This is a genomic window from Janthinobacterium sp. GW822-FHT07A03 (assembly GCF_058798815.1).
On the sequence record NZ_JBXAKW010000002.1, the window covers coordinates 418,029 to 432,016 of the forward strand.

The 13,988-nt window shown below is 62.9% G+C and carries 10 protein-coding genes and 3 tRNA genes; 9 read left to right on the forward strand and 4 right to left on the reverse strand.

Annotated features, from left to right (window positions below; translation table 11 throughout):
* Positions 1-64: 64 nt before the first annotated feature.
* Positions 65-1,885 carry a glutathione-regulated potassium-efflux system protein KefC gene (kefC, locus tag AC1RJW_RS07960; RefSeq protein ID WP_493044499.1) on the forward strand — a complete coding sequence of 607 codons (1,821 nt, stop codon included), beginning with the start codon at positions 65-67 and terminating at the stop codon, positions 1,883-1,885.
* Positions 1,886-1,941: 56 nt separating this feature from the next.
* On the opposite strand, the gene pepF is transcribed toward kefC, so the two are convergent.
* From pepF to AC1RJW_RS07980, 4 genes are all read right to left on the reverse strand, one after another.
* A complete protein-coding gene (gene pepF / locus AC1RJW_RS07965; RefSeq protein ID WP_493044500.1) occupies positions 1,942-3,819 on the reverse strand; it encodes an oligoendopeptidase F in 1,878 nt (625 codons plus the stop codon).
* Positions 3,820-3,999: 180 nt separating this feature from the next.
* On the reverse strand, positions 4,000-4,962 hold the full coding sequence (ttcA, locus tag AC1RJW_RS07970) for a tRNA 2-thiocytidine(32) synthetase TtcA (RefSeq protein WP_492418477.1): 963 nt from the start codon (positions 4,960-4,962) through the stop codon (positions 4,000-4,002).
* A gap of 5 nt (positions 4,963-4,967) precedes the next feature.
* Positions 4,968-5,366 carry a dihydroneopterin aldolase gene (locus tag AC1RJW_RS07975; RefSeq protein WP_046682033.1) on the reverse strand — a complete coding sequence of 133 codons (399 nt, stop codon included), beginning with the start codon at positions 5,364-5,366 and terminating at the stop codon, positions 4,968-4,970.
* Between the two features lie 52 nt (positions 5,367-5,418).
* Positions 5,419-6,207: an SDR family oxidoreductase gene (locus AC1RJW_RS07980; RefSeq protein ID WP_493044501.1), complete on the reverse strand. Its 789-nt coding sequence runs from the start codon at positions 6,205-6,207 to the stop codon at positions 5,419-5,421.
* Between the two features lie 74 nt (positions 6,208-6,281).
* Here AC1RJW_RS07980 and AC1RJW_RS07985 point away from each other — a divergent pair, with 74 nt between their 5' ends.
* The 8 genes from AC1RJW_RS07985 to tuf all read left to right on the forward strand — a co-directional run bounded on the left by AC1RJW_RS07985 (position 6,282) and on the right by tuf (position 13,968).
* A complete protein-coding gene (locus tag AC1RJW_RS07985) occupies positions 6,282-7,433 on the forward strand; it encodes a class I SAM-dependent methyltransferase (RefSeq protein WP_493044502.1) in 1,152 nt (383 codons plus the stop codon).
* A 149-nt stretch (positions 7,434-7,582) separates the two neighbouring features.
* Positions 7,583-8,677 carry a J domain-containing protein gene (locus tag AC1RJW_RS07990; protein ID WP_493044503.1) on the forward strand — a complete coding sequence of 365 codons (1,095 nt, stop codon included), beginning with the start codon at positions 7,583-7,585 and terminating at the stop codon, positions 8,675-8,677.
* Between the two features lie 63 nt (positions 8,678-8,740).
* Positions 8,741-10,336 (forward strand): DUF3369 domain-containing protein, encoded by a 1,596-nt coding sequence (locus AC1RJW_RS07995; RefSeq protein ID WP_493044504.1) that lies wholly within the window; start codon positions 8,741-8,743, stop codon positions 10,334-10,336.
* Between the two features lie 133 nt (positions 10,337-10,469).
* Entirely contained in the window at positions 10,470-12,116 is a 1,647-nt protein-coding gene (locus tag AC1RJW_RS08000) for a response regulator (RefSeq protein WP_493044505.1), read from the forward strand.
* A gap of 233 nt (positions 12,117-12,349) precedes the next feature.
* A tRNA-Tyr gene (locus AC1RJW_RS08005) sits at positions 12,350-12,434 on the forward strand.
* A 63-nt stretch (positions 12,435-12,497) separates the two neighbouring features.
* Positions 12,498-12,571: transfer RNA gene (locus AC1RJW_RS08010), tRNA-Gly, on the forward strand.
* Positions 12,572-12,614: 43 nt separating this feature from the next.
* Positions 12,615-12,689: transfer RNA gene (locus tag AC1RJW_RS08015), tRNA-Thr, on the forward strand.
* A gap of 88 nt (positions 12,690-12,777) precedes the next feature.
* A complete protein-coding gene (gene tuf, locus AC1RJW_RS08020; protein WP_077398776.1) occupies positions 12,778-13,968 on the forward strand; it encodes an elongation factor Tu in 1,191 nt (396 codons plus the stop codon).
* Positions 13,969-13,988: the final 20 nt, after the last annotated feature.

Below are 13,988 nucleotides of genomic sequence, written 5' to 3' on the forward strand. Positions count from 1 at the left end.
TACCCCGCTGGCGCGCCACTTCAGGCATGATGTCGTTTCATCCACACATCCGCCCGGAATCCGCATGGAACACCACAGCTTTCTCATCAACATACTGTTTTACCTGGTCGCCGCCATCATCATGGTCCCGCTGGCCAAGCGCCTGGGCATGGGCGCCGTGCTGGGCTACCTGGTGGCCGGCGTCGTCATCGGACCGTGGGGACTGGGCCTGATCAAGAATGTCGAGGTGATCCTCAGCTTTTCCGAGTTCGGCGTGGTGCTGCTGCTGTTCCTGATCGGCTTGGAGCTCGAGCCCAGGCGATTGTGGCTGCTGCGCCGTCCCATCTTCGGCTGGGGCGGGGCGCAGGTGGGCGTCGTCAGCGCGGGCTTGTGCGCCGTGGCCATGGCCTTCGGCGTGGACTGGCGCACGGCGCTGGTCGGTGCGCTGGGGCTGTCGCTGTCGTCGACGGCCATCGTGCTGGCCACCCTGGGCGAACGCAAGCTGATGAGCACGCCGGCCGGTTCCGCCGGCTTTTCCATCTTGCTGTTCCAGGATATCGCCGCCATTCCCATGATCGCGCTGGTGCCGCTGCTCGGCGGCCTGGTCACGCACAGCGGCGAGCCGGGCTGGCTGCGCGTGGCCAAGCTGGCCGCCGTGCTGGCCGCCCTGGTGATCGGCGGGCGCTTTCTCGTCAACCCCATCCTGCGCTTCATTGCCAGGACGGACTTGCGCGAAATCTTCACGGCGTTTGCCCTGCTGCTGGTGATCGCCATCTGCGTGCTGATGGAATCGGTGGGCCTGTCGATGGCGCTGGGCACCTTCATGGCGGGCGTGCTGCTGGCCGATTCCGAATACCGGCATGAGCTCATTTCCGACCTGGAACCGTTCAAGGGCTTGTTGCTGGGCCTGTTCTTCATCGCCGTGGGCATGTCCGTCGATTTCGGCGTGCTGCGCGCCCAGCCGCTGCTGATCCTGGCCTTGGTGGCGGGCCTGCTGCTGGTGAAGATCGCCTTGCTGTACCTGCTGTCGAAGTTTGTCGACATTCCCCGCGGCCAGCAGCTGTTCTTTGCGCTGCTGCTGTCGCAGGGCGGCGAATTCGCCTTCGTCGTGTTTGCCGCCGCCGAGGCCGCGCATGTGTTTGCGCCGCAGACGGCCGCGCTGCTGGTCGTGGTGGTGACCCTGTCGATGGTGGCCACGCCCTTGCTGCTGCTGGCGCACGACAAGTTCGTCGCGCCGCGCCTGCAGGGCGAGAAGAAGCGCCGTCCCGATGACCAGATCGAGGCGCAGGACAACCCCATCGTCATCGCCGGCTTCGGCCGCTTCGGCCAGATCATCGGCCGCCTGTTGGCGGCCAACAAGATCGGCGTGACGGTGCTCGATCACGACCCGGATCAGATCGAACTGCTGCGCAAGTTCGGCTTCAAGGTGTTTTATGGCGACGCCACGCGCGTGGACCTGCTGGTGGCGGCCGGCATTGAGAAGGCGAAGGCGCTGGTGATCGCCATCGACAATGTGGACGACAGCCTGGCCCTGGTCGACGCCGTGCGCCTGCGCCTGCCCGAGCTGACGATATTGGCGCGCGCGCGCAACGTCACGCATTACTATGAATTGATGAAGCGGGGCGTGACCCTGATCGAGCGCGAGACGTTTGCCGCGGCCTTGCTGCTGGGCGAGCAGACCTTGCAGCAGGTGGGCTTCAGCGCGGAGCGGGCGCAGCGCGCGGCCGGCATCTTCGGCCGGCATAACCTCAAGACCTTGCTGGAAGTGGCGCCGCACTTCCAGGACCAGCAAAAAGTCATGTCGCTCACGCGCCAGGCGCGCGAGGAGCTGGAAGACATGTTCGAGAGCGATGCGGCGGCGTTTGCGGCGGCGGAAACGCCGGGGTCAGACCCTCAACACCGTTAACGCAGAGCGCTGAGTTAACGTTACCGGGGGTCTGACCCCAGCCTTTGCTTTCAGGGTTACTTCCCCCGGCGGCTCTCGATCGCCTCAATCTGGTCCATGATGCCATTCATGCGCGATACCAGCGCCTGGTACGGTTTCGGCGAGGCCAGGTCGACGCCGGCCGCCTTCACCAGATCGTAGGGGTAGGCCGAGCCGCCCGCACTGAGCATCTTCAGGTAGGCGGCCAGCGCGCCCGGTTCCTTGTCGAGGATGCGCTGCGCGAAATCCTGCGCCGCCGCGATCGAGGTGGCGTACTGGAACACATAGTAGCCGTGATAGAAATGCGGCACATACGCCCATTCCAGCGCGTAGGCGGGATCGATGCTCATGACGCCCTGCGCCTCGCCGTGGTAGCGCTTGAGGATGCCGGCATAGATGGCCGTGATCTCTTCGCCCGTCAGCGATTCTCCCTTATCCACCTTGCCGTGGATGGCCGCCTCGAATTCGGCGAACATGGCCTGGCGGAAGAAGGTGCCGCGCAGGTTTTCCAGCGCCGCGCCCAGGTACAGCAGGCGCTCGTCGTCATCCCTGGCCTGCTTCAGGCGCGCGTCGAGCAGCAGCGCCTCGTTCGTCGTCGAGGCGATTTCCGCGACAAAGATGCTGTATGGCGCATAGATCGACGGCTGCGCCTTGTTGGCCAGCACCGAGTGCATGGCGTGGCCCCATTCGTGCGTCAGGGTGCTGACGGCTTCGTAGTTGTCCGTGTAGTTGAGCAGCACGAACGGGTGCACGTCGTACGCATCGCCATTCATGTAGGCGCCCGCCACCTTGCGCGGACGCGGATACACATCCATCCAGCGCGCGTCCACGGCGGCGGTCAACGCTTTCACGTAGTCGGGGCCCAGCGGCGTGACGGAATCGAGCATCATCCGCTTGCCGTCGGCCAGCGGGAAGCTGCGCTCGCTTTTCAGCAGCGGCGCATACACGTCGTAATACGCCAGGTCCTTCACGCCCAGCATGCGCGCGCGCAGCTTGAAGTAGCGGTGCAGGGTGGGCAGGTTGGCATTGGTTTGCGCGATCAGGGTCTGGTAGACGGCGGGCGGCAAATTGTCGGCGTCGAGCGCGGCGCTTTGCGAATCGGCGTAATGGCGCACCTTCGCATACGCGGCATCCGTTTTCAGCTGGCCGTACAGGGTTTCGCCGAACGTGCGTTCGTACTCTTTCCACTTGCCGAAGAAGGCATCGAACACCAGCTTGCGGTCGGCGCGGTTGTCATCGCCCCGGTATTTCGTGTACGCCGCCTGATCGAGCCGTACTTGCTTGCCGTCCGACAGTGTGACGGTCGGCCACGGGATTTCCGCATTGGCCAGGGTGCGGTAGACGCTGGCGGCCGACCCTGTTGCCAGGCCGAACTGCGCCACCAGCTGTTCGCCGGCCGCGTCGAGCGTGTGCGGCGCGCTGCGCAGCATGTTGCTCAACTGAAAGCGATACAACTGTAGCCCCTTGTCTTTCGCCAGCATGGCATCGATGCGCTTGCTGCCCAGGGCGAGGATTTCCGGCTGCAGGAAGGTGCTGGTCTGGGTGAAGTCATTGCCCAGCAGGGCGGCGCGCTGGTTCAGCTGGTTGCCCTTGCTGTCGCCCGTATCCTGGTCGTAATACTGCGCCGCATAGGTGGTGAGCGTGTTGACGCGCTTGCGTGCGTCGGCATACAGGTCCAGGCAGCTTTTCAGGCGCGCCGGCGAGGCTTTCAACTGCCCCTTGCAGCCAGCCAGCTGCTGCAGCTGGGCCGACAGCCGTTTCGCGTCGGCGTCGAACGCGGCATCGTCTTGATACAGCGCCGTCAAATCCCAGCGGTCGGCCTGGCGGTCGGTGGGCGCAGGTGCAGCAGTGGCGGTGGCGAGCCCGAGGGCCAGCAGGGAGAACAGCAGGGGGCGCTTGAGCGCGGATGGCGTCATGGTTCATTCCAGTGAGGTTGTCGGAAGAATGCGTGCTGACCGCCGGGCAGGAATGCGCGCGTGACACATCGCGTACCGGCAGAGTTGCCTACGGTACCTCAAATGGACGCAGGGGGAAAGAGGGCAGATGCCGCCACCTGGACGGTGGCGGCGAAAACAACGCGGGCTTACAACAGCGGATTACAGCGGTTGCAGCGGGATCGTGCCAAACGTGGTCGGCGTCGAGCATGGCTCTTCGTCAAAGGCGATGTCGCCCATGGGGTTGGCCACGCCATCCGCCTTCAAATCCTTGAAACCGAACAGTTTCGGGTCCATCAAATGCGATGGCGCCACGTTCGACAGCGCCGAGAAGATGCTTTCCACGCGGCCGGGGAATTTCTTGTCCCATTCGCGCATCAAGCCCTTGATCTGCTTGCGCTGCAGGTTTTCCTGCGAACCGCACAGGTCGCATGGAATGATGGGGAAGCCTTTGACTTCCGCATAGCGCTGCGTGTCTTCTTCCTTCACGTAGGCCATCGGGCGGATGACGATGTGCTTGCCGTCGTCCGATTGCAGTTTGGCCGGCATGCCTTTCAGTTTGCCGCCGAAGAACATATTCAGGAAGAAAGTTTCTAAAATATCATCGCGGTGGTGGCCCAGGGCGATCTTGTTGGCGCCCAGCTCGTCGGCCACGCGGTACAGGATGCCGCGGCGCAGGCGCGAGCACAGCGAGCAGGTCGTCTTGCCTTCCGGAATCAGCCGCTTGACGATGCTGTAGGTATCCTGGTTTTCGATATGGAAGGCCACGCCCAGTTCCGTCAGGTAGGCGGGCAGGATTTCCGGCGGGAAATTCGGCTGCTTCTGGTCCAGGTTGACGGCGACGATATCAAAATGAATCGGCGCGCGTTCGCGCAAGGTCATCAAAATGTCCAGCAGGGCATAGCTGTCCTTGCCGCCCGACAGGCACACCATCACCTTGTCGCCGTCTTCGATCATGTTGAAGTCGCCGATGGCTTGTCCCACCAGGCGGCACAGGCGCTTGTGCAGCTTGTTGTTTTCCAGGGCGATCTTTTCCGCCTTCTTGCGCGCCAGTTTCTGCGCTTCCACGTTGGCCGGGAATTCCACGGCCGTTGTCGTCGTTTCCAGCACGGCGGTGTTGCTCATGTTGTTCATGCTTCATCCTTGATCTTGAATACTTCCACGCCCACGCCTTCGCAGTCGGGATACACGTCCGGTTTCATGCTCGACACGCGCGCGGCGCGCACGCGCGGGTGGGCCAGCATGGCAGCGAGCACGTCGTCGACCAGGCTTTCCTGCAACTGCACGTGGCCTTGCGCCATGCGCTTGGCGATGGTTTCGCGCATGAAGTCGTAGTCGACCACTTCTTCCAGCTGGTCATCCTTGGGCGTCGACAGGGCCAGGGGAATGTACAGGTCGACGTTGATGAGGACGCGCTGCTCGCCCTTTTTTTCGAAGTCGTAGACGCCGATGTTGATGAGGACTTCGTAATTGCGCAGGAACAGGCGGCGGCAATCGGCCAGGCGAGGGTGGGACAGGGCGGACGACATAGTTTTACCTTTTCGGGGATGCTGAATGCGGGTTGTTTGGCAGGGCTGCTGATTATTTGGTCAAAAACATGACGTCGCGGGGCAAGCCGATCAAATGCTGGCCGCCATCGACCAGCAAGGTCGTGCCCGTCAGCGCGCGCGCGCCGGCCACATAACAGACGCTGTCGGCCACGTCCTCGGGCGTGCTGGAGCGTCCCAGCGGCGTGTTTTCATGCGCCTTGGCAAAGTTCGCTTCCGTCTGTTCGCCGGAGACCATGGTGATGCCGGGGGCAATGCCCACCACGCGCACTTTCGGCGCCAGCGCCTGGGCCAGCATGGTGGTCGCCGACAGCAGCGCCGCCTTGGACAGGGTGTACGACAAAAAATCAGGATTGAGATTGTACAGTTTTTGATCCAGCAAGTTGATGACCACGGCTTGCCCGCCGCTCGGGGTGGCATGGTACAGCGCTTGCGCCAGCAGGATGGGGGCGGCCAGGTTGGCGTGCATGTGGGCGTCCAGGGCGGCGAAGGAAAAATCGCCGGCATTGTCGTATTCAAACAACGATGCGTTGTTGACGACACAAGTCACGGCCCCAAGTTCCGCCTGCACCTGTGGCAGCAGCTGGCGCACAGCGTCTTCCTGCGCCAGGTCGCAGGGGAACGCTTGCGCGCGGCGGCCCAGCGCCGTGATGTCCGCCACCAGGCTGAGCGCTTCGTCGCGCGAGTCGCGGTAATGGACGGCGATATCCCAGCCGTCGCGCGCCAGGCCCAGTGCGATGGCGCGGCCGATGCGGCGCGCCGCGCCCGTGACGAGGGCGACGCGGGGAGTGCTGTCGAATGGCGTTGTCGTTGCTTCTGTCATGTCTTTGTTATGGTTGAGATATTCGGTGGACGCCGCACTGGCGGCATGCGCCGCCGATTCGCTACAATGCGGGTATGTCTCTTCCCGCACCCGATAGCGACGCGCTGGCCGCGTCCCATGCCTTGCAGCACCAGATTGCCGCCGAAATCGCGCGCAATGACGGCGCCATTCCCTTTGTCCGCTTCATGGAGCTGGCGCTGTACGCGCCTGACCTCGGCTATTACAGCGGCGGCGCCGCCAAGCTGGGAAAAGATGGCGATTTTACAACCGCGCCGGAGCTTTCGCCCCTGTTCGGCGCCACGCTGGCCCATGTGGCAGCCGCTATTATGGCGCAAACGGCCCCGCGCATCCTCGAATTCGGCGCCGGCACGGGCAAGCTGGCCGTTGACATCCTGACGGAAGCGGCAAATGCCGGCATCGCTATCGAACAGTATGCGATCGTCGAATTGTCCGGCGAATTGCGCGCGCGCCAGGAGCTGGCGCTGGCCGCCTTCCCGCAAGTGGTGTGGCTCGACGGTTTTCCCGACAGTTTCGAAGGCGCCGTGTTCGGCAATGAAGTGCTCGACGCCATGCCCGTCAACCTGATCAGCAAGACGCCCGCCGGCTGGTGCGAACTCGATGTCAGCATTGCCGATGGCCACTTTGTCTTTGTCGAACGCCCTGCCGGCGCCGACGTGGCCGCGCAGATCGCCGCCCAGGTGCCGGGCGCCGATGACTTGCCCGTCGGCTATGTCAGCGAGATCCACGGCGTGGCCTGCGGCTTCATGCGCTCGCTGGCGCGCATGTTGACCAATGGCAAGGGCGGTGCGGCCGTGCTGTTCGATTATGGATTCCCTGCGCACGAGTATTACCTGGATTTGCGCGCCACGGGCACCTTGATGTGCCATTACCGCCACCACGCCCACGCGGAACCGTTTTATCTGCCCGGCTTGCAGGACATCACGGCCCACGTCGATTTCACGGCCATGGCGGTGGCGGCGCAGGATGCGGGTCTCGATGTGCTCGCGTACATGAACCAGGCGTCCTTCCTGCTGGGCGCAGGCATCGGTGACTTGCTGCTGCGCACCGATCCGGAACAGGTCAAGACTTACCTGCCGCAGGCCAGCGCCGTGCAAAAGCTGGTATCGCCGGCCGAGATGGGGGAATTGTTCAAGGTGCTGGTGGTGGGCCACTGCGTGGAGTTGCCGGAAGCGCTGTTGTCCAGTGACCGCAGTCACCGCTTGTAGGCGCTGGCAATATCAAGGCAGGGCAGTGCCGCCCTGCAATTTCCTGCCTGCCGGTGGTTATTATCTTGTCATATCGTATATGATGACCGACACAGCACGGTTCCATCCTGCAAGAACCCGTCGCCGCGCACCGATTTCAAGATAGAACGATGGGAAAGATACATACACACTATGACAACCTGAAAGTGGCGCGCCTGGCGCCGCAGGAAGTCATACGTGCCGCGTACAAAGCCCTGAGCCAGAAATACCATCCAGACAAGAATCCGGGCGACGAAAAGGCCGCCCGCATCATGGCCATCCTCAATAGCGCCTATGGCACCTTGTCCGATCCACAACGCCGCAAGGAACACGACGAGTGGATCGCCGCCGAGGAGTGGGAAATCGAATGGCTGGAAAGCACCCATCACGAAGAAGGCAAGACCCGAGATGGCCGCGCGAAAGGCCATGCCCAGCCGCATGAGCATGCCTGGGCGCAGGATGTGCCGCCACCCGCGGGCAAGCCGCGGCGCGGTCATGTGCCGATCTGGCGCAACTGGCGCTGGTGGCTGAGCCTGGTGGTTTGTTTGCTGCTGGGCTGGCTGGGCGCCTTGCTGATGCTCGATACGTCCCAGCCGATGCCGTCCGCGCTGGCGTCGGCCTGGAGCGGCCTGGCCCGCGACGGGGCCAAGCCGCGCCCGGAGCCGGCAGCGCCAGGAGCCGGCGCCTTGCTGCCGCCGTCCAAGGCAGAGGCCGTGGCCATCGATAGCTGGGCGGTGGGCAAGCCGTATGCGGCCGAGCCCGCGCAAGCCAAGGCGCCCGAGATCCGCGTGCTGGCCGTCTCCCAGCTGAGCCTGAAGGCCAGCCGGCCCGCCTGCGATGGCGCCAGCCAGGCCGAATCGGCGGCGCTGGTGGCGCCGAATGGCGAACCTTGGCCGGCGCAGTCCGGTTATGTGGATGGCTTCCCGATCGGTAACAAAGGCGACGAACTGAGCTTGACCATCGACAACAGCGGCAACGCGGCGCCCGTGTTCGTCAAGCTGTATGACCAGGAGCGGCGCTCGAATGTGCGCTACCTGTACATCCTGGCCAAGGACAAGCTGACGGTGGAGCAGCTCAGCGCGGGCAAGTACGAAGTGCGCTACCAGGCCGTCGGGCCAGGCCAGGACAATTGCGGCGGCGCCACGCGCAGCGGTGCGTCGGCATCCACGCCGGCGCCGGTCGCTGGCGAAGGCGGTACGCAGAATCCTGTTGTAAGCAGCATCTAATCTGATTATGCTTGATATGCGTCAACGCAGCGTCCACATCGAACTTATCCCTTAGGAGTATTCATGACCGACCTCAAAGCCGATGCAGATGATAACTGGCTGCTCGACGAAGATGAGCCGGTGGCCAGTCCTGCCGGGCTGGCCGCGCCCGACCAGCGCCTGTGGCGTGTGCTGATCGTCGATGACGACGTCGATGTGCATGCGGTCACGCGGCTGGCGCTGCGCAATGTCAGTTTCAAGGGCCGCGAACTGGAACTGTTTTCCGCCTATAGCGGCCGCGAAGGGTACGAGATCCTGCGCGACACGCCCGATATCGCGCTGGTGCTGCTCGACGTGGTGATGGAAACGGATGACGCCGGCCTGATCCTCGCCAAGCGCATCCGTGCCGACCTGAACAACTCCATCGTGCGCGTCGTGCTGCGCACAGGCCAGCCGGGCCAGGCGCCCGAGCAGCGCGTCATCATCGAATACGACATCAACGATTACAAGGCCAAGACGGAGCTGACGACGCAAAAGCTGTTTACGACCGTCATCTCGGCCCTGCGCGCCTACGAGAGCCTGATGATGCTCGAGCGCAGCCGTATCGGCCTGGGCAAGATCCTCGCCGGTGCCACCAATCTGTACCAGATCCATTCCCTGCGCGAATTTGCTTCCGGCGTGCTCAACCAGGTCAGCGCCATCCTCGACGTGGGCGCCGACGGCGTGCTGTGCCTGATGCAGGGCGGCGCCGGGCGGCCCGAGGTGGTCGCCGCCACGGGCACCTATGCCGTGCTGGCCGAGGCGGAAGCCATGCCGGCCGATCACGCGCTCACGCCCACCATCGACAAGGCGTTCGCGGAAAAGCGCAGCCAGTTCGAGCACCCGGCCAATGTGCTGTTCATCCATACGGAAGGCAACCGCGAGCTGGCCATCTCCGTCACGCCGCCGTGGCCGCTGGCGCAGATCCAGCGCGACCTGCTGGAAGTGTTTTGCCAGCGTATCGCCGCCGCCTTCGACAACCTGTACATGTTCGGCCAGCTGCGCAAGGCGCAGGAAGCGACCGTCGTGGCGCTGGCCGACCTGGCCGAGTTCCGCGACAGCGACACGGGCGGCCACGTGCGGCGGGTGCAGCAGCTGTCCGACGCCATCGCCCGGCGCATGCAGCAGCGCGGCGTGTATGCCGACGAGCTCAGCCCGCAACTGCTCGACATGATCGGCCTGGCCAGCATCCTGCACGACGTGGGCAAGGTGGCCACGCCGGACGCCGTGCTGCTGAAACCGGGCCGGCATACGGACGAGGAACGCGCGCAGATGCAGCTACACGCCAGCGTCGGGCGCAGTATCCTCGAGCGGGCCGCCAACATGGTCGACGGCGTCAGCTACCTGACGTATGGCGCGCAGATCGCCGGCGGCCACCATGAGCATTTCGACGGCGCCGGCTATCCGAACGGCCTGAAGGGGCGCGACATTCCCGTGGCCGCGCGCATCGTTGCCGTGGTTGACGTCTTCGATGCCCTGCTGCACGAGCGGCCGTACAAGGAACCGTGGCCGTATCCGCAGGTGCGCGAATACATCGAACAGCGCAGTGGCAGCCAGTTCGATCCGGAAGTGGTGACGGCGCTGCTGGACCTGATCGACAACGAGCCGCAACTGTGGCATCCGGAGCGCGCCAGCGCTTGAGCAGCATCTGCGTTGGCGTTTTTCGGCACGGCCCCATTCCCTTGCGCGCGGCGCCGTCATATACTCGGCTGCCTCATGCTGGCCGGCGCCACGCACCAGTGTGGCGCGCCGCGGAGTTTTCGGACATCACGACATGAAAGAACTCAAGGGCCTTAGCGCACTGATCATCGAGCCGCATCCGGGCATGCGCGCCAGCCTGCATAATATGCTCAACCTGTGCGGCCTGGCGAAGATCGATGACGCGGCCAGCTCGGGCCAGGCGATCCGCATGCTGGGCAGCAAATCCTACGATTTGATCCTGTGCGAATACGACCTCGACGGCGGGCAGGATGGCCAGCAGATGCTGGAAGACTTGCGCCACCACAAATTGATGCATGCATCGACCATGTTCTTCATGGTCACGGGCGAAGGCAGCTTCGCCAAGGTGGTCAGCGCTGTCGAGCTGTTGCCGACCGATTACATCCTCAAACCGTTCACCGCTGACAACATGCTCGAACGCATCGGCCGCGCGCTGGACAAGCGCAATGCCTTCGTGCCCGTGTACGAACTGATCGATGTGGGCAATGAGCGCGCGGCGATTGCCGCCTGCACCGAGGGCGCCAGCCTGTACCCCCGCTACGCCACCGATTTCCTGCGCCTGCGCGCGGAACTGCATCTGCTGCTGGGCGAGGCGGCCGACGCCGAGCCGATCTACGCAGCCCTGTATGAAAGCAAGTCCATCGGTTGGGCGCGCCTGGGGCAGGCCAAGACGCAGTTCCTGCTGGGCGAATATGCAGCGGCGCAGGGCATGCTGGAAGGGTTGCTGGAAAACAACAAGCGCTTCCTCGACGCCTATGACTGGCTGGCGCGCACGCACCTGGCGCAAGGCAAGCCGGAATTGGCGCAAGCGGCCCTGAGCGAGGCGGTGGCCCTGTCGCCGCACGCCGTGCGCCGCTTGCGCCGCCTGGGCGAGGCGGCCCTGGCGGCCGATGATATCGAGATGGCGGAAAAATCCCTCAAATTGGTGGTCAGCAAGGCCAAGTATTCCGAATTCCGCGATCCGGAAGACCATGTGCGCCTGGTGCAGACCCTGGTGCGCAAGGGGGACCCGCTGCAGGTGGGCGCCGTGATCCGCGACCTCGACAAGTCGATGGGCGGGCAAAAGAATGCGGAACTGTGCAGCGCCCTGTGCAGCGCCATGCTGCATGCACATACGGGCAACGAGGAGCGCCTGCAGCAATCGCTGGATGCGGCCCTGGCCGCCAACCGCCACAGCGTGGGCGGCTCGAACATGCTGAAAACCGAACTGGCGCGCCACTGCCTGGCGCATGGGCGCGAGGCTGGCGCCGCCGAGGTGATGCGCGAAGTCATGCGCAATGCGCCCGACAGCGCGGCCATGACGCGCGCCATGGCCGTTTTCGAGCAGGCGGGGTGCGACGAGCTGGCCAAGGCCTTGGCGCGGCAAAGCCGCCAGGAAGTGGCCGACATGGTGGCGGCCGGCGCGGCGAAGGCGGGCGAGGGCGATTTCCGCGGCGCCGTCGATCTGATGGGCGAAGCCGTCACGCGCCTGCCCGATAATCCGCAAGTGGTCTTCAATGCGGCCGTGGCCGTGCTGAAATGTCTGGAACATGAGGGATGGGATGAACGCATGGGGCAGCAGGCGCTGACGTTTATTGCCGGCGTGCGCCGCCTGGACCCGCGCAACCCCAAATTGCCTGTGCTGTCGGGCCTGCATCAGCAGTTGTTGCGTAAATATAAGCCCCTGGGCAACTCCTGGATGCATCCGCCTGACGCCCGGTAAACAGGAAAAATGCGGGGTGAATGACGGAAAAATGCGGCTTCCAGGTAGGGGGGATAAAAAAAATGCGAAAAAAGTCGACTTTTTCGCGCCAACCCTTGCACATTCTCAAATCGGGAGCTTATAATCACGCCCCGAAGCAGCCAACTTCTTCTTTATACGCAAATGCAGCAGTCAGGCATCAGCAAATAAGGTTGACAGTTGTGAGTAGATGCTTCATACTCTGCGGTTCCCGCGGAGGGGTGGCCGAGTGGTTAAAGGCGACAGACTGTAAATCTGTTCTCTATGAGTACGCTGGTTCGAATCCAGCCCCCTCCACCAAGTTTTTGCAAGGAAAACTGGGTAGTAGCAAAAAGTAAGTGAAGATAAAGTGAACGATACCTCGCGGGTGTAGCTCAATGGTAGAGCAGAAGCCTTCCAAGCTTACGACGAGGGTTCGATTCCCTTCACCCGCTCCAGTTTCCGTTCAGATGCTTGATGCATCGCATGCAACAAATTACAGCCCTTGTAGCTCAGTGGTAGAGCACTCCCTTGGTAAGGGAGAGGCCACGTGTTCGATCCACGTCAAGGGCACCAGAATTCGCAGCAGGCAGCACAGAAGCAATTCAAACCAGACCGTCGGGCGTGTGCCTGAGCAATCTAATCAAATCATTAGGAGTTCAAAATGGCAAAAGGTAAATTCGAACGGACCAAGCCGCACGTCAACGTCGGCACCATCGGCCACGTCGACCACGGTAAAACCACGCTGACCGCTGCAATCGCAACGGTTCTGTCGAAGAAATTCGGCGGCGAAGCCAAAGCATACGACCAGATCGATGCGGCTCCAGAAGAAAAAGCGCGCGGTATCACGATTAACACCGCCCACGTCGAGTACGAAACGGAAACGCGTCACTACGCGCACGTTGACTGCCCAGGCCACGCCGATTACATCAAGAACATGATTACCGGTGCAGCCCAGATGGACGGTGCGATCCTGGTGTGCTCCGCAGCTGACGGCCCAATGCCACAGACCCGCGAACACATCCTGCTGGCCCGCCAAGTTGGCGTTCCATACATCATCGTGTTCCTGAACAAGTGCGACCTGGTCGACGACGCAGAGCTGCTGGAGCTGGTTGAAATGGAAGTGCGCGAGCTGTTGTCGAAGTACGAATTCCCAGGCGACGACCTGCCAATCATCAAAGGTTCGGCACGTATGGCGCTGGAAGGCAAAGAAGGCGAAATGGGCGTTGACGCAGTGCTGCGTCTGGCCGATGCGCTGGATGCGTACATCCCAACGCCAGAGCGCGCTGTTGACGGTGCGTTCCTGATGCCAGTGGAAGACGTGTTCTCGATCTCGGGTCGCGGTACCGTGGTTACCGGTCGTATCGAGCGCGGCATTGTCAAAGTCGGCGAAGAGATCGAAATCGTCGGTATCACCGATACCGTCAAAACGACTTGCACCGGCGTGGAAATGTTCCGCAAGCTGCTGGACCAAGGTCAAGCTGGCGACAACGTTGGTCTGCTGCTGCGCGGCACCAAGCGTGAAGACGTGCAACGTGGTCAAGTTCTGGCCAAGCCAGGCTCGATCAAGCCGCATGCACACTTCACCGGCGAGATCTATGTGTTGTCGAAAGACGAAGGCGGCCGTCATACGCCATTCTTCAACAACTATCGTCCACAGTTCTACTTCCGTACGACGGACGTGACCGGTTCGATCGAGTTGCCAGCAGACAAAGAAATGGTCATGCCAGGCGATAACGTGTCGATCACCGTCAAGCTGATCAACCCGATCGCGATGGAAGAAGGTCTGCGCTTCGCTATCCGCGAAGGCGGCCGTACCGTCGGCGCCGGCGTGGTTGCAAAAATCATCGCATAAGGAAATGTTATGCTTCCACC